Annotated in this window: 21 protein-coding genes; 12 read left to right on the forward strand and 9 right to left on the reverse strand. The window is 66.5% G+C overall.

Going from position 1 to position 20,066, the window contains the following annotated elements; genetic code table 11:
* Positions 1–382: 382 nt before the first annotated feature.
* Positions 383–1,903: a PAS domain-containing methyl-accepting chemotaxis protein gene (locus JHC99_RS09700; RefSeq protein ID WP_292153733.1), complete on the forward strand. Its 1,521-nt coding sequence runs from the start codon at positions 383–385 to the stop codon at positions 1,901–1,903.
* A gap of 1 nt (position 1,904) precedes the next feature.
* A complete protein-coding gene (locus JHC99_RS09705) occupies positions 1,905–2,378 on the forward strand; it encodes a chemotaxis protein CheW (RefSeq protein WP_292153735.1) in 474 nt (157 codons plus the stop codon).
* 82 nt (positions 2,379–2,460) lie between these two features.
* Here the strand turns inward: JHC99_RS09705 and hutC are convergent, their stop codons facing one another.
* Together hutC and JHC99_RS09715 are read right to left on the reverse strand one after the other, a co-directional pair.
* Positions 2,461–3,186, reverse strand: a complete 726-nt coding sequence (gene hutC / locus JHC99_RS09710) for a histidine utilization repressor (protein WP_292153737.1) — start codon at positions 3,184–3,186, stop codon at positions 2,461–2,463.
* The gene (locus JHC99_RS09715) at positions 3,183–4,589 is read right to left on the reverse strand and encodes a formimidoylglutamate deiminase (protein WP_366927767.1); all 1,407 of its coding nucleotides are present in this window, start codon (positions 4,587–4,589) and stop codon (positions 3,183–3,185) included. The genes hutC and JHC99_RS09715 overlap by 4 nt, the downstream gene beginning before the upstream one ends.
* Before the next feature lie 88 nt (positions 4,590–4,677).
* On the opposite strand from JHC99_RS09715, the gene hutI reads away from it, so the two are divergent.
* From hutI to JHC99_RS09740, 5 genes are read left to right on the forward strand one after another with little or no spacing between them, the layout of a single operon-like run.
* Positions 4,678–5,883 (forward strand): imidazolonepropionase, encoded by a 1,206-nt coding sequence (gene hutI, locus JHC99_RS09720; protein ID WP_292153740.1) that lies wholly within the window; start codon positions 4,678–4,680, stop codon positions 5,881–5,883.
* On the forward strand, positions 5,868–7,427 hold the full coding sequence (gene hutH / locus JHC99_RS09725) for a histidine ammonia-lyase (RefSeq protein ID WP_292153770.1): 1,560 nt from the start codon (positions 5,868–5,870) through the stop codon (positions 7,425–7,427). Before hutI ends, hutH begins: the two co-directional genes overlap by 16 nt.
* Positions 7,427–8,248, forward strand: coding sequence for an N-formylglutamate deformylase (hutG, locus tag JHC99_RS09730; RefSeq protein WP_292153741.1), 822 nt, complete (start codon positions 7,427–7,429; stop codon positions 8,246–8,248). Before hutH ends, hutG begins: the two co-directional genes overlap by 1 nt.
* A complete protein-coding gene (hutU, locus tag JHC99_RS09735; RefSeq protein ID WP_292153743.1) occupies positions 8,245–9,912 on the forward strand; it encodes a urocanate hydratase in 1,668 nt (555 codons plus the stop codon). Before hutG ends, hutU begins: the two co-directional genes overlap by 4 nt.
* Positions 9,909–10,478 carry a HutD family protein gene (locus JHC99_RS09740; RefSeq protein WP_292153745.1) on the forward strand — a complete coding sequence of 190 codons (570 nt, stop codon included), beginning with the start codon at positions 9,909–9,911 and terminating at the stop codon, positions 10,476–10,478. Before hutU ends, JHC99_RS09740 begins: the two co-directional genes overlap by 4 nt.
* A gap of 39 nt (positions 10,479–10,517) precedes the next feature.
* On the opposite strand, the gene JHC99_RS09745 is transcribed toward JHC99_RS09740, so the two are convergent.
* Genes JHC99_RS09745 through JHC99_RS09755 form a run of 3 tightly spaced genes read right to left on the reverse strand, consistent with a single transcriptional unit; the run spans position 10,518 to position 13,005 of the window.
* Complete coding sequence (locus tag JHC99_RS09745; protein WP_292153748.1) at positions 10,518–11,375, reverse strand: type II secretion system protein GspK; 858 nt, start codon at positions 11,373–11,375, stop codon at positions 10,518–10,520.
* Complete coding sequence (locus JHC99_RS09750) at positions 11,375–11,938, reverse strand: prepilin-type N-terminal cleavage/methylation domain-containing protein (RefSeq protein ID WP_292153750.1); 564 nt, start codon at positions 11,936–11,938, stop codon at positions 11,375–11,377. Before JHC99_RS09750 ends, JHC99_RS09745 begins: the two co-directional genes overlap by 1 nt.
* Positions 11,935–13,005, reverse strand: coding sequence for a penicillin-binding protein activator (locus tag JHC99_RS09755; protein WP_366927768.1), 1,071 nt, complete (start codon positions 13,003–13,005; stop codon positions 11,935–11,937). The genes JHC99_RS09750 and JHC99_RS09755 overlap by 4 nt, the downstream gene beginning before the upstream one ends.
* Here JHC99_RS09755 and JHC99_RS09760 point away from each other — a divergent pair.
* Positions 12,951–13,718 carry a hypothetical protein gene (locus JHC99_RS09760; protein WP_292153754.1) on the forward strand — a complete coding sequence of 256 codons (768 nt, stop codon included), beginning with the start codon at positions 12,951–12,953 and terminating at the stop codon, positions 13,716–13,718. The genes JHC99_RS09755 and JHC99_RS09760 overlap by 55 nt on opposite strands.
* A gap of 6 nt (positions 13,719–13,724) precedes the next feature.
* Here JHC99_RS09760 and JHC99_RS09765 read toward each other — a convergent pair whose 3' ends face one another.
* The 4 genes from JHC99_RS09765 to gspL are packed head-to-tail and all read right to left on the reverse strand — an operon-like array spanning position 13,725 to position 18,031.
* A complete protein-coding gene (locus tag JHC99_RS09765; RefSeq protein WP_292153756.1) occupies positions 13,725–14,960 on the reverse strand; it encodes a type II secretion system F family protein in 1,236 nt (411 codons plus the stop codon).
* 4 nt (positions 14,961–14,964) lie between these two features.
* Positions 14,965–16,470 (reverse strand): type II secretion system ATPase GspE, encoded by a 1,506-nt coding sequence (gene gspE / locus JHC99_RS09770; RefSeq protein ID WP_292153758.1) that lies wholly within the window; start codon positions 16,468–16,470, stop codon positions 14,965–14,967.
* Positions 16,467–16,976, reverse strand: a complete 510-nt coding sequence (gene gspM, locus JHC99_RS09775) for a type II secretion system protein GspM (RefSeq protein WP_292153760.1) — start codon at positions 16,974–16,976, stop codon at positions 16,467–16,469. The genes gspE and gspM overlap by 4 nt, the downstream gene beginning before the upstream one ends.
* Complete coding sequence (gene gspL / locus JHC99_RS09780; RefSeq protein WP_292153761.1) at positions 16,973–18,031, reverse strand: type II secretion system protein GspL; 1,059 nt, start codon at positions 18,029–18,031, stop codon at positions 16,973–16,975. Before gspL ends, gspM begins: the two co-directional genes overlap by 4 nt.
* Before the next feature lie 107 nt (positions 18,032–18,138).
* Between gspL and gspG the strand changes: the two genes are divergently transcribed.
* The 4 genes from gspG to JHC99_RS09800 all read left to right on the forward strand — a co-directional run.
* Complete coding sequence (gene gspG, locus JHC99_RS09785; protein WP_292153771.1) at positions 18,139–18,615, forward strand: type II secretion system major pseudopilin GspG; 477 nt, start codon at positions 18,139–18,141, stop codon at positions 18,613–18,615.
* 3 nt (positions 18,616–18,618) lie between these two features.
* A complete protein-coding gene (locus JHC99_RS09790; protein WP_292153763.1) occupies positions 18,619–19,086 on the forward strand; it encodes a prepilin-type N-terminal cleavage/methylation domain-containing protein in 468 nt (155 codons plus the stop codon).
* Positions 19,083–19,466: a type II secretion system minor pseudopilin GspI gene (gene gspI / locus JHC99_RS09795; protein ID WP_292153765.1), complete on the forward strand. Its 384-nt coding sequence runs from the start codon at positions 19,083–19,085 to the stop codon at positions 19,464–19,466. Before JHC99_RS09790 ends, gspI begins: the two co-directional genes overlap by 4 nt.
* Positions 19,463–20,066: type II secretion system protein N (locus JHC99_RS09800; protein ID WP_292153767.1), on the forward strand; the 604-nt coding region annotated here is incomplete at its 3' end. The genes gspI and JHC99_RS09800, both read left to right, overlap by 4 nt.

Consider the following 20,066-nt stretch of genomic DNA (forward strand, 5'->3'; position numbering starts at 1 on the left):
CCACGCTGGCGGCCGATGAGCGGTTCCGGGACACGGTGACGGCGGCCTACAGCGGGTTGCGGCGCGATGGGGTGGTCGAGACTGCCGGAAAGTTGTCAGACCGCAGTCCAAACTGGGGTTGATGCTGTCGGCAAGAGCCCGATCTGCGCAGCCACCAGGCCCTTCAAGCAACCTTTAGGTGTGAAGAATTCAAACAGTATCAGGTCCAGTACCCGTTACAAATCAAGCCTTTGAAACTCCCACTGGAGCCACACCCGGCCTGTCCGGCGATCCAATCGCAAACTTACGCCGACAAGCAACCGACGGTTAGATCGTCGTTAAGGTTTTTACCTTACGTCAACTATAATAGGCGCTATGTGGCCGCGGGTTCGGAGAAATCAGGATGTTTGGTCGCAGCAAAAAGGTGGACGCCATTGCCGCGCGAGACAAACGGGATCTCGAAAACAAGCTGGATTCGATCTCCCGATCCCAGGCCACCATCGAGTTCAACCTCGATGGTAATATCCTGACAGCAAACGAGAACTTTCTGTCAGCAATGGGATACTCGGCGGCCGAGATCATCGGTCGCCACCACAGTATCTTCATGGATCCTGAAGAGGCCGCCACCGACGGCTATCGAGAATTCTGGCAGAAGCTGCGAGACGGCCAGTTCGCCTCTCAAAAATTCCGTCGCCTGGCGAAGGGTGGTCGCGAGGTCTGGATACAGGCCTCGTATAATCCCGTCCTTGATGCCAGCGGCAAGGCCTACAAGGTCATGAAAGTGGCCGTCGATATTACTCAGGCAGAACAGGAATCCGCTCGCAGGGAAGAGGCACGCAAACACGCTGAAGAGACTCAATTGGATCTCGTCCGCACCCTGGCAGACAGCCTCAGCCGCCTGTCCGACGGAGATCTGACTGTCAGGATCGAGGGCGATCGAACGGGTACACACAAGACTGTTCAGGGTGATTTCAACGGGGCCATTGAAAGTCTTCGGGCCACCCTGGATGAGGTCTTGCAGAGCGTGAGCTCGATCCGCAACGGTTCCGACGAGATCGCTGGAGCCTCCGATGACCTGTCGCGACGCACCGAGCAGCAGGCCGCCAGCCTCGAAGAAACCGCGGCGGCACTGGATCAGATCACTGCGACGGTCAAACGCAGCGCGGCCGGGGCCCTTCAGGCGGCGAGCGTCGCCAGCGGCACCCGTGCCGACGCTGAAAAGTCCGGTCTGGTGGTCCGGGAGGCGGTAACCGCCATGGGCGAAATCCAGCAGAGTTCCAACGAGATCGGCCAGATCATCGGCGTCATCGACGAGATCGCCTTCCAGACCAACCTTCTGGCCCTGAACGCGGGCGTCGAGGCGGCCCGCGCAGGGGACGCCGGTCGTGGCTTCGCTGTGGTCGCGCAGGAAGTCAGGGCCCTGGCCCAGCGATCCGCGACGGCGGCCAAGGAGATCAAGGCCTTGATTTCGGCCTCGACGTCACAGGTTTCCAAAGGCGTGAAGCTGGTGGACGATACAGGTGCGGCGCTGGCAACGATCGCCGGTAGAGTCGCCGAAATGGACGGCCTGATTGCCGAGATTGCCGCTTCCGCCCAGGAGCAGTCGACGGCGCTCGCGCAGGTCAACTCGGCCATCAATCAGATGGACCAGGTTACGCAGCAGAACGCGGCCATGGTTGAAGAAACGACGGCCGCCGCCGGAATCCTTCAGTCCGAGGCGGGCCAGTTGGCTGAACGGGTCAGACGATTCAATACCGGATCAGCCCTTGAGGGCCGTGGTTCCACCAACAACCCGGTCCTTGAAGCGCGCGGCCGGATCGAGGCGTTCGCAAGGGCGAGCGTACCTTCCATCCCGGCAAGGCGAGCGGTGCCACGTTCGATCGGCAATACCGCGTTGAAAACGTCCGAATGGGAGCAGTTCTAGAATGGCACCGCCTGCGATCGACGCTGCCGGTTCCGGCGGCATGCTGGAACTGATCTCGTTCGAGATCGGGGGCCAGGAATACTGCATCGACGTCCGTTCGGTGCGGGAGATCAGAGGCTGGACCCCGACCACCCCCATGCCCCAGACGCCGGATTATATCCTGGGCGTCATCAACTTGCGGGGGGCCGTCATGCCCGTGCTGGACCTGCGTTGTCGCCTGGGCCTCGGCCGGACCGAGCCTTCGTCGCGCCACGTGATCGTGGTGGTCCAGCACGGCACTCGCATGGCCGGCATGCTGGTGGACGGCGTGCAGGAAACTTTTCAGCTAGCCGCCAACCTGCTCCAGGACCCGCCCGCGATGGGCTCCGACGCCAACGAACAATTCGTCGATGCCATCATTCCGATGGAAGGGCGAATGCTGTCCCGTTTGGTGGTTGGGTCGCTGTTGCCCCAGACGATTGCACAAGCCGCGTAGTGCCCGACTAACACCGGACTAAAGGCCACTTCCAAAGCACTGCCAGGAACATAGAGGCCTGCGGATCGCCGGGCGCTGCACGTCAATCCTTATCGCCGCGCGGGGTGAACCGGGCGACCAGATCATAGGCTTCACCCGGAAACGTCAGATGGACGTGCGTAACCGGGTCCCGGCCTCGCCAGGTTCGTCTTTGCAGGCAAAGGCAGGCGACAGAAGTCTCGATCGACAACTTTTTGGCCGTAGCCCTGGACGGATTGACCGCGCTGATACTGTGCTCGGCCTCTGTCCACGGAACGGATCCCAGGAGCCAGGCTCCGGGTGGAGTCATTCCGAAGTCAACCTCCTCCGCGTCAGGCACAGCGCTCAGACTGATAAGGCGCGCTTCATGTGCGAACGGTCGTCCACTGGCCAGATGCAGACATTCCAGCACAAGCACCGGCCCCGATACCGCACGGTCCAATGCTTCGTCGTCATCCTGGCTCGAGACCCTGATCGTTCGCGACAGGAGTACATAGCCATAGGGCTCACCACGGCCCATGATCTCGGTCTGGATGTCGGGGATGTCCAGGACCGCCGAATGAATCGGCGGCCGGGCGACGAAGGTTCCGGCACGGCGGCGACGCACGATCAGGCCCTCATCGACCAGTGGTGCCAAGGCCTTGCTGACCGTCATCCGCGAGCAGCCGTATTCGACCATCAGGTCGTGCTCGGTCGGAATCCGATATCCAGACGGCCACTGGCCCGACAGGATCCGCTCCGAGATTTCGGACCGGATCCGCTTGTGCAACGTCGGTTCGGCCGGCGTCATGCGTCGCTCAGCACCCGGGACAGCGCTCTGCCGTAACGACGAACAATGTCAGGGCGGGCGACGTGGCGACCCTCCTGGACAACCTGCCTGCCCCGCCGCCAGACGGCGTCGACGGATCGGTCGCCTGCAACGAATATCCAATGATCAAGAGCGCGATCTCCAGGCAGCGCGGCGCTGCCGTCAGGAGCCGCCAGGGCGATGATGTCGGCGACCTGGCCTAAGCCGAGGCCGGTGATGACTTCGGTTCCAGAGGCCTGTGAACCGCCGGCCAGCGCGGCCCGCACCATTGCTGCGCCGGTGGAGCCACCTGCCGGGTCGGCCATGACGTTGCGTGACCGCTGCATCAACCGTTGGGAATATTCGAGCATCCGCAGCTCTTGACCAGCGCTGATGGACACGTTGGAATCCGACCCGACGCCCCAGACACCGCCTGCCGCCAGATAATCCCCCGCCGGGAAGACACCGTCGCCCAGATTGGCCTCCGTGATCGGACACAGGCCCGCCACCGCACCACTGGCCGCCATGCGTCGCAACTCGGCGGGCGAGGCGTGGGTGGCGTGGACCAGGCACCAGCGGCGATCGACCTCGACCGTGTCGAACAACAGATCGACCGGCCGCGCGCTCGACCAGGCCAGACAATCCTCGACCTCCCGAACCTGTTCGGCGATGTGAACATGGATCGGGCCGCCGGACATCGCGCAGACAGCGCGCAACTCCTCGCCGGTAACGGCGCGAAGACTGTGGGGGGCGACGCCGATAACGGCGTCGGCCAGGTTTGAGGTCGCGCGACCGCTGTCCTGGAGCAGGCGCTGAAACCCGTCCAGATCATTGATAAACCTGCGCTGGGCATCGACCGGCTCCGCGCCGCCGAAACCGGAATGGGCATAAAAGACCGGTAGCAGGGTCAGGCCGATCCCCGCCTGCGCGGCTGCCGCCGCAATCGCCTCGGCCATCTCTCCGGGGTTGGCATAGGGCCGACCGTCGATGTCGTGATGCAGATAGTGGAACTCCGCCACCCGGGTGAACCCGCCCTCCAGCATTTCGACGAAGGCCATGGCCGCGATGGCCGCGACCTCATCGGGCCTCAGGCGATCTACGAACCGGTACATGGTCTCACGCCAGGTCCAGAAGCTGTCCTGCGAGGGTCCGCGAACTTCGGCCAGACCCGCCATTCCCCGCTGAAAGGCATGGCTGTGAAGGTTGGCCAGACCCGGCAGCCCAGTCGCATGGACCGCATCATCGGTCGCGGCCGCGACATCGGTCACGATGCTGTCGATGAGCCCATGGCGAAGACCTATGCGAACCGACCGCGCCCACCCCGTGTCGAGAAGAGCCTGCTCAAACCACAGCCAGTCCTGCGGCGAGGCGTTGTCCGGTCCGGTCATCGGGGCATCGACTGTCACTGGACAATCCTCATCGGTCTGCAATATGTCTATACAATATTGAGCCGGTCGCCTAGCGATTCCTGGTCTCGAGACAGGAGGGCTGAGGGTGGATTGCGATCGCGTCTGGACCAATGCCCGACTCGCGACCCTGGCTCCCGCGTTGCCGGGGCTCGGCGTCGTCGACCACGGCCTTGTGGCATCGCGGGACGGCCGCATCCTGTATGCCGGTCCGGCGCCGGACGCCCCTGCCCTGAACTCCGCGAGCACCATCGATTGCGCGGGTCGCTGGATCACGCCGGGGTTGATCGACCCCCACACCCATCTGATCCACGGCGGCGACCGCGCGCAAGAGTTCGAACTGCGTCTGGACGGTGCGACCTATGAAGAGATCGCTCGCACAGGCGGCGGCATCGCCTCTACGGTCAAGGCCACGCGCGCGCTCGACGAGGCGGGCCTGATCGCCACCGCCCTGCCCCGGCTCGACGCCCTGATTGGCGAGGGTGCAACGACTGTCGAGATCAAGTCGGGGTACGGCCTGTCGCTGGAACACGAGCGGCGTACGCTTGAGGCCGCCCGACGTCTGGGTGAACTCCGGCCCATGTCGATCCGCACGACCTTCCTCGGTGCCCATGCCCTGCCGCCCGAGTTCGCGGGCGACGCCGACGGCTATATCGACCTGATCTGTCGCGAGATGATCCCGACCCTTGCCGCCGAGGGCCTGATCGACGCCGTGGACGCGTTCTGCGAAGGCATCGGCTTCACCCTGGCCCAGACCCGCCGCGTGTTCGATGCCGCACGCGCCCACGGGTTGCCCGTCAAGCTGCACGCCGAACAGTTGTCGAACCAGCATGGCGCTGCGCTGGCGTCCGAGTTCGGGGCCCTGTCCGCCGACCATCTGGAATATCTCGACGACGCCGGGATCGCCGCCATGGCCATGTCGGGCGTCGTCGCAACCCTGCTGCCGGGTGCCTACTATTTCATGCGCGAGACCCGCCTGCCTCCAATCGAAGCCCTGAGGCGTGCCGGCGTGCCGATTGCCTTGGCCACCGACTGCAACCCCGGCACCTCGCCTCTGACGTCGCTGCTACTGACGATGAACATGGCGGCGACCCTGTTCCGGATGACGGTCGAGGAATGCCTGGCCGGGGTCACCCGTGAAGCCGCCCGCGCCCTTGGTCAGATCGACGACGTCGGCACGCTGGAGGTCGGCAAACACTGCGACCTCGCGATCTGGGATATCGAACGGCCGGCCGAACTGGTCTATCGCATGGGCTTCAATCCGCTCCATGCCCGCGTCTGGAGAGGCCTATGAGCACAGCGCCTGTCACCGAAGACATTGTGATGCGTCCTGGCGAGGTCAGCCTGACCGACTGGCGCGCCATCTATCGCGGCGCATCCGCGACCCTGCACCCCGATGCCGCCGAACCGATCCGCGCCAGCGCCGCCGCCGTCGAACGCATCCTGGCGCGTGGCGAGCCGGTCTATGGGATCAACACGGGCTTTGGAAAGCTGGCCGGGATCCGGATCGAGGCCGGCGACCTGGCGACGCTGCAACGCAATATCGTGCTGTCCCACGCGGCGGGCGTCGGCGAGCCTTCGCCCACGCCGGTCATCCGCCTGATGCTCGCGCTGAAGCTGGCCAGCCTGGCCCAGGGCGCATCCGGCGTGCAGCCCGCGACCATCGCCTTGCTGGAGGCCCTGATCGTGCGGGGCCTGACGCCCGTCATTCCTTGTCAGGGCTCGGTTGGGGCGTCAGGCGACCTCGCCCCCCTCGCCCACATGGCGGCCGCGATGATCGGCGTCGGCGAGATCGAGGTCGACGGCGTCCGCAGGCCGGCCGCCGACGCGCTGGGCGCAGCCGGTCTGGTTCCGTTGACGCTGGGTCCGAAAGAAGGACTGGCGTTGCTGAACGGCACCCAATTCTCGACCGCCAACGCACTCGCGGCCCTATTCGGTGCCGAAACCCTGTTCCAGAGCGCCCTGGTCACAGGTGCCCTGTCGACCGAGGCGGCCAAGGGTTCGGACACGCCATTCGATCCGCGTATCCACGCCCTGCGTCGCCATGTCGGTCAGATCGAGACCGCCGCTGCCCTACGCACACTCATGGACGGCTCCGCCATCCGTGCCTCCCATGCCGTCGATGACGAGCGGGTTCAGGATCCGTATTGCCTGCGCTGCCAGCCCCAGGTCATGGGGGCCGCGCTCGACGTCCTGCGTCAGGCGGCGACGACGCTGTCGATCGAGGCCAACGGTGTCAGCGACAACCCCCTGATCTTCCCCGACACCGACGAAGCCCTGTCCGGCGGCAATTTCCACGCCGAGCCCGTCGCCTTCGCCGCCGACATGATTGCGCTGACCGTCTGCGAGATCGGCTCGCTGTCGGAGCGCCGTATCGCGATGCTGGTGGACCCCGCCCTGTCAGGTCTGCCCGCCTTCCTGACCGCCCGGCCAGGGCTCAACTCCGGCTTCATGATCCCGCAGGTCACCGCTGCCGCTCTGGTGTCCGAGAACAAGCAGAAAGCCTATCCGGCCAGCGTCGATTCCATCCCGACCTCGGCCAATCAGGAGGATCACGTCTCCATGGCAGCCCACGGCGCGCGCCGTCTGCTGGCCATGGTCGAGTCCGCAAACGCGGTCGTCGCCATCGAGCTGCTCGCCGCCGCCCAAGGCTGCGACTTTCACCGCCCCCTGCGATCCAGCACATCGCTAGAAGCGGTCCGAAATGCCCTGCGGGACCAGGTTTCCCATCTCGACGAAGATCGCCATTTCCATCCCGACATAGACGCTGCACTCGGCCTGGTGCGATCGGGCGCAGTTGTTGCGGCGGCGGACCATTCCCTTCCGGGGGTCTGCTGATGGACTGGCTGGAGGTCCATCGCGGCGGCGCGCCCCTGATCGTCAGCCTGCCTCACACGGGCTTCGACCTTCCGCCTGAGCTGGCCGACGCGTTCGTCTCGCCGTGGCTGGCAACGCGTGATGCCGACTGGTGGATCGACAAAATCTATGATTTCGCCAGAGACATGGGCGCGACGACCGTTCGCACTGCCGTAAGCCGCAGCGTCATCGACGTGAACCGCGACCCGTCCGGTGCCTCCCTCTATCCCGGCCAGTTCACCACCGGCCTTTGCCCGACCGAGACGTTCGACGGGCAGCCCCTCTATGCGGCGGGCTCGCCGACAGAGTCCGAGATCGCGCGACGTCGCGAGGCCTGGTTCGACCCCTACCACGCAGCCCTGAGCGAGGAGATCGCCCGCCTGCGGGGGCTGCACGATCACATCGTCCTTTATGACGCCCACTCGATCCGGTCCGTGGTGCCGTCTCTGTTCGAGGGCGTGCTTCCCAATCTGAACATCGGCACGAACGGCGACACCTCCTGTGACCCGGCCCTGACCCGCGCTGTCGAGGCGGCCTGTGACGCGGGTCCGTTCAGCCGTGTGACCAACGGGCGGTTCCGCGGCGGCTGGATCACCCGTCACTACGGCGAGCCTGACAAGGGCGTCCACGCCATCCAGATGGAACTGGCCTGTCGCGGATACATGCATGACCCGGCCGAGGCCCCCACGTCCGCGACCTGGCCCTCCCCCTACCGTCTCGAACAGGCGGCACCGATGCGGGCTGTCCTGACCGATGTTCTTACCGCCTGCCTGACCTTCGCCCGCGCCGGGAGCCAGCCATGAACCGCAACGATCCCACCCGCGTCATCCGCGCCGCGACCGGTCCGGACCGCACCTGCAAGAGCTGGCTGACCGAGGCGGCCCTGCGGATGCTGATGAACAACCTCGATCCCGACGTCGCCGAACGGCCCGAGGAACTGGTCGTCTATGGGGGCATCGGCCGCGCCGCCCGCGACTGGAAGAGTTTCGACACTATCGTCGATACCCTGCGCCGGCTCGAGGACGACGAGACCCTGCTGATCCAGTCGGGCAAGCCGGTCGGGGTCTTCCGCACCCACGCCGATGCGCCGCGCGTTCTGCTGGCCAACTCAAACCTCGTTCCCCACTGGGCGACGTGGGAGCATTTCAACGAGCTCGATCGCAAAGGTCTGGCCATGTATGGCCAGATGACGGCCGGGTCCTGGATCTACATCGGCGCCCAGGGGATCGTTCAGGGCACCTATGAAACCTTCGTAGAGATGGGTCGCCAGCACTACGGCGGAGACCTGTCGGGTCGCTGGCTGCTGACTGCAGGTCTGGGTGGCATGGGCGGTGCGCAACCCCTCGCCGCCGTCATGGCGGGGGCGTCATGTCTCGCCATCGAGTGCGACCCGACCCGTATCGCCATGCGGCTGCGCACCGGCTATCTGGATCAGGCGACCGAGGATCTCGACGAGGCCCTGGTCCTGATCCGCGCAGCCTGCGAAGCGAACACGCCGATCTCGGTCGGCCTGCTGGGCAATGCCGCCGAACTTCTGCCCGAACTGTTCCGGCGCGGTGTCCGGCCTGACCTGTTGACCGATCAGACCTCGGCCCACGATCCCATCAACGGCTATCTGCCCAAGGGCTGGACACTGGACCGATGGGCCGCCATGCGCGCCCAGGCCCCCGATCAGGTCGAACAGGCCGCCCGCGCTTCAATGGCCGAACACGTCCAGTCCATGCTTGATTTTCAAGCGGCGGGCGTCCCCACCGTCGATTACGGCAACAACATCCGCCAGATGGCCAGGGAGGCGGGCGTCACGAACGCGTTCGACTTCCCCGGCTTCGTGCCCGCCTATATCCGCCCGCTGTTTTGTCGAGGCATCGGTCCGTTCCGCTGGGTGGCCCTGTCCGGCGATCCCGAGGACATCGCCAAAACCGACGCAAAGGTGAAGGAGTTGATCCCCGACAATCCGCACCTCCACAACTGGCTCGACATGGCGGCCGCCAGGATCAAGTTCCAGGGTCTACCCGCCCGCATCTGCTGGGTCGGTCTGGGCGACCGCGATCGACTGGGCCTGGCCTTCAACGAGATGGTTGCGAGCGGTGAACTGAAGGGTCCGATCGTCATCGGCCGCGATCATCTGGATTCCGGATCCGTTGCCTCGCCCAACCGCGAGACCGAGGCGATGCGGGACGGTTCGGACGCGGTCTCGGACTGGCCCCTGCTGAACGCCCTGCTCAGCACGGCGTCGGGTGCCACCTGGGTGTCGCTTCACCACGGCGGCGGGGTCGGCATGGGCTTTTCCCAGCACGCCGGTCTGGTCATCGTCTGCGACGGGACGGAGGCGGCCGCGAAGCGGATTGCGCGTGTGCTCTGGAATGACCCGGCGACGGGCGTCATGCGCCACGCCGATGCGGGCTACGACATCGCCATGAACACGGCGCGCGAGCGAGGACTGGACCTGCCCGGCATCCTGGGATGACCACAACCATTCTGCGGGCCGCCGACCGGATCGCCACCCCATGGAAGAACGGCGGCGGCATCACGCGCGAGATCGCGGTCTGGCCTCCAGGGGCGGGGCTCGACCATTTCGACTGGCGCATCAGCATGGCGGAGGTCCGCGAACCCGGCCCATTCTCCCTGTTCCCAGACGTGGATCGCTGCCTGACCGTGATCGAGGGATACCTGTGCCTGAACTTCAGCGACGAGACATCCGTTGCGCTGGACGCGCGGTCGGAGCCCTGGACATTTCCCGGAGACAGAGCCTGTCACGGCCTGCCCATCGGCGGACCGGTGCTTGACCTCAACGTCATGTGGCGACGCAGTCTTTATCGATCACAGGTCCAGCGGGTAACGAACAGGTCGTGGCATCCGACAGGTTCCATCTCACTCCTGATTGCCCTTTCACCGCTAACCATCATCGACGACCGCGCCTCGGACGGGACGAGGCTTGGGTCCCTTGATGGATGGGTTTGTCACGACCCGTCGACGTCCACCGGCCTGGCGATCGACGGCCCAGCGCTCGGCATCGATATCCTGGCCTTGTGACCACACCTGGGGCCTGCCTATCCCGAATATGCCGCCACGTTACTCGGAGGCCGTAGCGGTCCTTCGCCGGGAATAGACCAGGACTTCGGGCCCGCGGCGTCCGGACTGCCTGATCAGCGAGCTGACGATCCTTTGCCGTGTGTCCCCGACCTGGACCTCTGAGGTCACCTGAAAGAAGTTCGAGGTGAAGCCGACGCCGGGCGGGGCATAGATGCTCTGCCGGGCCAGATCCTGGGGCGTCAGCGCGCCCCGGTTCCTCTGACGCGTGCGAACCAGCAGACTGGCGGTCATCGGACTGTCGAACAGCAAGGCCAGCATCCGCTCGTCCGCCGTATTGAGGTTGATGCCGGTGTCCTGCGGCAGGACGGTGACGAGTGACCTCAGCGTGTCGATCTCGGCCGGCGTCAGGCCCACGGTGGTCAGTTGATTCAGATCGGCCAAAGGACCGCCGGCCCGCACGAGGACGATGATCGGCGTGCGCAGGGCCGGACGCAGACCGACGGCGGCCAGGATCTTGCCCAGTCGGTCCTCGGTTACCAGGCCACCGTTCGCCACGGTGTTGAGATTGAACCGCGCCTGGTCGTCCGTGATGGTCAGGCTGAATGTCCCGCCTTCGATGGCTATGTCCTGCTCCTGAATCGCAGCCCACGGTTCAGCCGCATTGTCCGTTTCGGGCGCGGTCACGGCGTCGCGGCGCAGGGCTGTGACCGCCGAAAGCTCACCCGATCGGGCGATCACGCCCGCCTGCGACGCCTCGCGCAGCTTGACCGTTCGATCGATCGCATCGGCCTGGGATGAGACCATCAACAGCACGACCAGAGCAGACAGGGCCACGATAAACAGCACATTGACAAGGATCAGCCCCGACCGCGCCTCGCGTGATTCTTGTCGCGACATCATGGCAGCCTCGGCAGGTCGACGACGCGACGCAACGGTCCGCTCAGTCCTCCGCCGTCGGAGCTTAGGATCAGTGTCGCCTCTATGGCGCGCGGCCTCTCCGGCGACAGCCCCGCAGCCATGGCCGCAGCGGGTGTGGGAACCACCCAGGCACCGGTCGGGTCCAGAAAGCGCAGGCTGATGCCCGATACGCCCCGGATCAGCACCTGCTCGCCGCCCGCCCCGGCCTGACGGACGAGATCGCGACCTTTCACGCCATATCGCACCGCCATCGTCCCGCCCGCAGCCGCAGCGGGCGCGCGCTGGAACGCGATGGAGTCTGCGGTGATGACGACCGGGGCCGGCGTCATCGACTCGAAATCCAGGGTCATCAGGTACATGGCCCGCTGGAGTTGAGCCAACTGCTCCAGCCGGCCGTCCAGCCTTTCCTGCGTCCGGATGATCCCGCTCAGCATCGCGAACCCGGCAAGCGAGATCAACGCGAACAGGGCCATGGCGACCAGCAGTTCGATCAGGGTGAACCCGTTGGCGACCGCTCGCTTTCGGGCGTGCCCCTTGGTCATTGTCCGGTCGCGCGGGCGACCACGCGCGTTGTTCCCTGCGAAACCACCTGGATCGCCAGTTCACGTGCGCAGCCGCCGTCGGCGGTGAAGCGCACGGCGCCGAGTGCGCCCTGGAATCCTTCGGGTGCCAGCAATCCGTCGCGGCTCACTCGTCCCGCCGCATCCAGACGTCGAGCGATGCCCGCAGCATCGAACGCCAGGGCCGCGAGCAGGCCCGGCGCACTGCTGTGCCTGGCCTCATAGGTCTGGGCGAAGCTGGCGAAGGCGGCAGGATCGGGTGCGGCGAACCATGCCCCCTCCACAGTGCCGAGAACAGCACCCGTTCCCTCCGACCACGACGACGGCCCCAGCAGCTGGATGCCCAGTTCCACGATCCGCCCGCAGAGCTCGATCGTTGCGGGATCGGAACGGCAAGCCAGGACCGCGTCCGGCAAACTCCCGCCCGACGCCGTGCTCAGTTGGCCGGCCAGCCCCTCTCCCGCACCTGGGAGGCTGGTGATGTCCGCCTCGAAGATTTCCACGCCGATCCTGGACGCATGGGCGCGGGCGGCTGTGAGGGACTGGACAGACCATGCCTCGGCGTCGGTCAGCACGGCGACGCGGCGAATGCCCCGACTGCGGGCATAGGCCAGGATTGCCGACACGCCCTGGGACGCCGTTATCCCGAGGCTGAAGGCACCCGTATCGCGGACCGCAGCATCGTTGGAAAAGGCCAGGACCGGCAGACCCGCAGCAGCCGTCACGACGGAGCCGACCTCCGCTGCAAAGACGGGGCCCATGATCAGGCCGATGCCTCCGGCGACGGCGCGGCCGGTTGCCAGAGCTGCACCCTCGGCCGTGCCCCCCGTATCCAGCACGAGAAATTCCGGCTGTTTTCGATCTGCGGGCTGCGCGAGGGCGGCCGCCCGTGTCATGCTGAGCGCGAGGTCGGCGGAGCCGCCCGTCAGCGGTAACAACAAGGCCGCCCGGGGCGCAGCGTCTGCCGCCCAGGTCGACAATGGAGACATCAGAGATGCCAACCCTGCTGCTGTCGAGAGGCCAAGCCAACGGCGTCGATCGAGTGTCATTTCAGTCCATCCTCGCCGACCGTCTGCGCCGTATGGGACCGGTGACGTTCACGATCATCGGTCTTGTCACATTCTCGCTGGCTCTGCTCGTCACCATGCCGGCGGCCCTGCTTTTCAAGCTCGCCGGTCTGAATGCGGCCAACGCAGTGGGCACGATATGGAAGGGTGAGGCCGCCATCGGCGGGCAGACGGCCGTGGCCTGGCGCGTGCGCCCGGTCAGTTCGCTCCTGCGGTTCGGGATCGTCAGCGATGTCCAGATGCGGGGCGGTACCACCGACCTGACCGCAACGGGACTGTGGCGACCAGGGACCGTCAGGCTGGAAGAAATGTCGGGGTTGGCGGGGCCGGGGCTGATCGACACCCTGACCAAGGATTTGCCCATTCGCTGCGACCTGACCTTCATGGTCGAATTGGACCGGATCGTCCTGGCCGGTCGCCGGTCTGGAGCCGAGGGCCGCGTCCGGAGCGGTGCCGGAACGTGTGCAGCGCGCAATCTCGTCGGGGCCGGCTCGCTGCCCGTGCCCCCCATGTCCGGGCAGTCGACCATGGATGTCAACGGGACATCCGCCTGGCTGTCGTCGAACGCCGCGCAGGGCCGGCTGGCCCGGATGACGATCGATCGAGAAGGCCGGCTGAAGGTCACGGTACTGGACGCCGGTGCCGCGATCCTGCCGGCTCTGGCTGGCCAGACGGTGATGGAAACCCAGCTCTGAGCCAACCTACATCCCCGCCAGATTGTTGAGGTTGACGATCGGCATCAGGATCGCCAGCACCAGCAGCAGCACAACCCCGCCCATGAACAACAGGATGGCCGGCTCGACCAAGGCGACCAGGGTGGCGCTGAGCGCCTCGGTGTCCGCATCCAGATCATGAGCGGCGCGGCCCAAGGCGTCTCCGAGCCGACCGCTGGCCTCGCCGCTGGCGACCACGGCGATCAGCATGGGTGGAAAGCAGTCCGCCTCGGTCATGGCGCGTTGAAGGCTGGCTCCTTCACGAACCCGCGCCCCGACCAGCCGGGCCCGTTCGCGCAACCAGGCATTGGGCGTCACCGCCGCTGCCGAGTTGACCGCATCCACCAAGGGAACGCCGCTGCTGATCAACGTGGCCAGACTGCCCGCGAACCGGGCCGCGTTCAACTGAAGGCTGAACCGTGAGGTCGGGGGTCGACGGGCGATGAAGCGGGCGACCCGAATACTGTTCGCCTCGATAGCTAACCAGCGCTGGGCCACGACCGCGCCCACGACCGCCAGCAGCCCCGCGATCCAGCCATAGTTCTGAATTCCTGCGCTCAGACCGATCAGCATCCGCGTCAGGAGCGGCAGCTGAACCCCGCGCGAAACGAACACACGCGTGATATCGGGCACGACAAACACCAGCATCAGGCCGATGATGAGCACGGATACAAGGGCGAGCAGCGACGGATAGATCAGGGCCAGCTGGACCTTCTTCTGCGATCGCTCGCGACGTTCGACGAAGTCGGTCAGGTGCGACAACACCTCCTCCAGCCTCCCCGACTGCTCACCCGCGGCGACAGATGCGCGGTAGAAGACGGGAAAAACCCGGGGGTGTTCGCCCAGGGCAGACGCAAAGCTGCGGCCCTCGAGCACCGCGCTTCGGACCCCGTTCAGTACCGGTCCCTCGGGACGGCTCGCGTTCTGGATCCCGAGGATACGCAGCGCCTCCTCGATGCGGATGCCACTACCGATCATGGTCGACAACTGACGCGTCAGAGCGGCCAGGGCGCGGGCACCGACACGCGGACGCATCAGGTCGGCCAGGAATGAGCTAGCGCTCGACCGCCCGGGGTCGGTCGCTGAAGCGGCCGGAGTAACCTCGGTCGGGATCAGGCTTCGCTCGCGCAACGCCCTGCGCGCGCCAGCCGGACTGGCCGCCTCGATCACGCCGCGCTGGGCCTTGCCGCCGGTGTCATAGGCCTTGAAGCTGTAGGCCGGCATCAGCTCAGCCTTCGTCCTGCACGACGCGCAGGACCTCCTCGATTGTGGTCAGGCCTTCGAGGATCTTCGTGGCCCCGTCCTCGATCAGACCCGGACCCGAACGACGGGCCACGCGGGTCAGGTCGGCCTCGGACGCGCCGTCGTGGATCAGGGCTTGAAACGCCTCGTCGACCTCGACGATCTCATAGATGCCCAGGCGGCCCTTGTAGCCCTCGTCGCGGCATTCGGCACAGCCGCGCGCGCGCCAGACCGTGGCCCCGACCGGTACCGCGCCGCCGAGCAGGTCATGGTCGGACTGGGTCGCCGCATGCTGAACCCGGCAGTGCGGACAGACCCGACGCACCAGCCTCTGGGCCACCAGCCCGACCAGCATCGGCGCCAGCAGATAGCGCTCGACCCCCATGTCGATCAGCCGGGTGACGCTGCCCACCGCGCTGTTGGTGTGCAGGGTCGACAGCACCAGGTGTCCGGTCATGCTGGAGCGTACGGCGACCTCGGCGGTCTCGTGGTCTCGGATTTCGCCGACCATGATGACGTCCGGATCCTGGCGCAGGATGGCCCGCAGGCCGCGCGCAAAAGTCATGTCGATGCGAGCATTGACCTGAGTCTGGCCGATCCCCTCCAGCTCGTACTCGACCGGATCTTCAATGGTCATGATGTTGCGGCGGCGGTCGTTCAGCCGGGTCAGGGCCGCATACAGGGTCGTCGTCTTGCCGGAGCCGGTGGGGCCGGTGACAAGGACGATGCCGTGCGGCCGGGCGATCATCCGCTCGATGGCCGCAAGGTCGCGGGTGCGCAACCCCAGCCGGGTGAGATCCAGCCGCGTCGCGTCGCGGTCCAGCAGGCGCATCACCACCCGTTCGCCATGCTGGGAAGGAATGGTCGAGACCCGGACGTCCAGGTCCAGCCCACCGACCCTCAGCTTGACCCGACCATCCTGGGGCACCCGTTTATCGGCGATATCGAGGTGGGCCATGACCTTGACCCTACTGACCAGCAGCGGTGCCAGGGCCCGGTCCGGCTGGATCATGTCGCGCAGCACGCCATCGACCCGGAACCGCACCACGACCCGCTTTTCCTGGGTCTCTATGTGAATGTCGGAGGCCCCTTCCCTTACCGCCTCGAGCAGCAGGGCGTTGATCAGCCGGATGACCGGCGAGTCGTCGCGCTGGTCCAGCAGGTCATCCACAGCGGCGGCGGAGTCTGCCAGGGCGGCCAGATCGTCGCCCGAAGCCACGGTGAAATCCGCCGACTGGCCCGCCAGACTGCGGTAGCGCTCTCGCAGGGCCAGGTCGAAGGCGTCATCCTCCAACGGTGCGAAGCGGATTTGCGGGCCGAACAGCCGCTGCACCTCCAGAAGCGCCTCCAGCCCAAGGGGCCGACGGTGAACACAGGTCGGCCCGGTCGGCGTATCGACCATCATAACCCCGTGCTGACGGGCGAATGCATAGGTCAGTTCGGGCGGGCTGGGCCGGACCTCAATGAGGTCTTCGACAATCAGTTCGGTCATGGGCGGGCCAATGTCAGGCGGGCGTTGACGATGCCGGGTGCGGTCTGGCGTTCGACATCGGCCTGAGTCACCACCACGCCCTGCTCCCCCTCCAGCCGATCGACCCAGGTCATCAGCGCGACGAAGGTGACGCCGTCCAGCGACACCACGGTCGTGTCGCCCTGTTCCCCAATCTCGCGGACCGGCAGTGCGGCTTCGGATGCGGTCATCGTCGCGACCGTCTGGAGCGAGCCTCCGGCGGCGGTGTTGGTCGGCGGCTTCAGACTGGCCCCGGCCGCGCGAAGCCGAACCTCCAGGTCGTCATACAGTGCGATCTCGGCCATGGCCTCCCGGCGCACCTCGATCAGGGGCCGCACCACGCCGTTGACGATCACGGCCAGGGCGAGAAGGATCGCAAGGCCCAGGATCAGCACGCGTTCGCGCGGCTGGCGATCCTGCCACCAGGATCGGCCCCGAACGACCCAGACCTCCAGGCCCCGACCGGCGTTCACGATAGCCATGCTCATGCGGAGGCTCCGGCGGAGATCACGATACGGTCGCGGGCCGTGCCGCCTTCGACCGTCGCACCGCTGGACACAGGATTGAGACCAGCGCCGGCCAGCGCGCTCTGGGCCTGTTGCAGGGTCGCGGGATCCGACGCTTCAAGGGCCAGCGTCAGGCCCGCGTCTCCCGCATAGACGACGGAGGTCAGCGTCACCGATGGGCCTAGCGGCTGCAGCGCCCGTGCGACGCGGCCCAGCAGTGGCGTCAGGCCCGACGGCGCCACGGGCGGACGGGGCAACATCGCCTCGGCCGTCGCCGCCAGATCGCCACCGGGCGGCCCTCCCGCCTGGGTCACCAGAGTGGCCACGGACGCGCGCTTTTTATCAGCGGACCGCATCAACCCCAGGGTGTCGATCGTCACCAGGCCGGCGTGCGCGACCAGACCGAGCACCACGACCAGCGCGGCCTGACGCAACCAGGAGCGGCTGGTCGAAACGGCCGCATAGCCTCCCTGACGCAGGTCCAGAGGCACGGGCCCCGCCATCACGGGCCAGATCGTCAGGCCGTCGTCCATCGGGTCATGGACTATCCCTGTCGGCAGCGCTTCGCCATAGGAAGACAGCGCCGGGCGGCCCGCCTGGTCCCAGATCGCTTCCAGCGCGCTGACCGGGATCGCAAAAGCCGAACCGTCGCCCGTCCGGACAAGAGCGCGCGCGCCCTGCACGGCGATCGCCCAGGCGTCGGCAGCCGGAACCGGCAAGGCCAGGGCGTCGGGAACCATGGCCGCTCCGCCGAGGCCAGACTCAGCAGCAGCGGCACACCATGCCGCCATGCGATCGTGCCGCACGACGCCGGCGAGATAGCGTCCCGGAGCCACTGCCTCGCCCAGGGCGGTGTGGGACAGCTCGGGCGACTCTGCGATCCGGTCCTCGATCACGAAGGGCACGGCAGCCGCTCTCTGCGCGCGACCGGTCATCGGGAGGTCGAGCACAAGCACCCGGACATCTTCGGTCGGGACCAGGATCACGGGGGCACCCGCCCAACTTACATTCACCAGAACCAGACCTTCTTGGCTCAACTGCCAGACACCCTTGATAGACCCGCTATTGTGAAGGTTTTTTGGCCCATCTGGACTTTTCAAGTCAGGCATCATAGCCCCCGAAGCTAAGGTAGATGGTGGTCATGATGTTACGAACGCCAAAGCGTCGGCGAGACAGGTTCAGGACGGTCCATAGCCGAGAAACCGCGCCGAGGTCAGGCTTTACTCTGATCGAAATGATCGTGGTGCTGGCGATCATCGCCGTAGTCGCCCTGATGATCCTGCCCAACATCATCGGACGGCCGGATCAGGCCCGGGTGACGGTGGCCAAGACCGATCTGCGCACGATCTCGGCGGCCTTGAAGGTCTATCGCCTGGATAACGGTGACTATCCGACGACCGGTCAGGGTCTGGCCGCACTGGTCGATCGGCCGAGCACGCCTCCGGTCGCGAACAACTGGTCGGAAGAGGGCTATCTGCCCGAGGTTCCAGTCGATCCCTGGGGCGCGGCCTATGTCTACAAGAGCCCGGGTAGCGGGCGGCCGTTCGACCTTATGAGCCTCGGCAAGGATGGAAAGGTCGGCGGCGAGGGCCTGGCCGCCGATCTCGTGTCGGATCGCTGAGGTATGGTCGGGCCGGCGGCAAGCAGGGATCGTGACCACCACGCCGGCTTCACGCTGGTCGAGATGCTGGTCACCCTGGCGATCGTGGGCGTGCTGACGACGATGGTGGTCCTTGGAATGGGTCTTTCGCGACAAGGTGCCGACGCCCGGACCGAAGCGAACCTTCTGGCCGCACGACTGGGCGTGGCTGTGGACGATGCCCTGGTAAGCCGGCGGCCGGTCTCCCTGTCCTGGGACGCCGAAGGCTATGGACTGATGACGACCGATAACGCGGGGCGCTGGACGGTGACGGGCGAAGGGCGGCACCGCCTACCGCGCACGCTGACCCTGAGTGGCGACGGGCCTGGAATGGTGATCGTGGACGGAGATGGAGGCGGAAACGCCATCGCCCTGTCCATCGGCGACGAACGGGGCGGCTGGACCGTCGATTTCGACGGTCTGACGGCGACGACCCGGGCGGGATCAACATGATCTCACTTTCCGCGCGCCGTCGCGACGGCTTCACTCTGATGGAGGCCTTGGTCGCCCTGGCGATCCTCGCCATCGCCGGTGCCGGTCTGGTCGGTGCGACCGAGGCGCACATCGATCAGGTGCGCGGCCTGCAGAATCGCGTCGTCGCCCAGTGGGTCGCCGAGAACCGGATGACGGAGCTGAGCCTGCGCGGTGGGACGCCGACCGACAGCACCGACCGCGTCGACATGTTGGGCCGCTCATGGCGGGTAGATGTTGCGGTCAAGCCGAGCGAGGACCCGGACCTGTCGATGGTCAGCATCGGCGTGACCCCCGTCGGCGCTCGCGGCGCGGCGGCGAAGCTGACGGGTTTCGTAGACCGACAGGGCGGATCGGCATGATCCGTCGCATCGTCGTTATCGATCGTCTGTTCGACGCCCGACAGGGGCCGCTGGCACAGAAGATCCTGATCCTCGCGGTCGTGATCTCGGTCGCGGCGGCGGCCGCAGGCGTGTTCTGGCGGTTATCCGGGCTGGACAACGGCCGCGACAGGATCGCGGTCGCGGCCCCGCCCTCTTCGGCGGCGGCACCGGCCGACCTGCCCGCTATTCTCGCCTGGTCGCCGTTCGGCGGAGCCTCAGCCACGACCCAGGCGGCCGGCGGGGGGCTGATCCTCAAGGCGATCTTCCTGGCGGTTCCGGTCGAGGCGTCCAGCGCCGTGATCGCCGTCGGCGAGGCTCCGGCCATCTCCGTCAGCCCCGGTCAGACACTGGCGACCGGTGCCGTCGTTCAGTCCATCCACGTCGATCACGTGATTCTGCAGGTCGGTGCCCAGACCGAGCGGCTGGACTTTCCAGCCCCACCCGCCCTGATCGACGCCGCGGCCACGCCCGCGACCGGCCTGACCATCATCACGCCCGCGAACCCCGCCCCCCCGCCGGTGGCTGCCGGTAACGCGACGGGGCTCGCTCAAGGCGCGGACATCACCCCGACCGAACAGG

This window comes from Brevundimonas sp. (genome assembly GCF_016463485.1).
Classification (GTDB): domain Bacteria; phylum Pseudomonadota; class Alphaproteobacteria; order Caulobacterales; family Caulobacteraceae; genus Brevundimonas.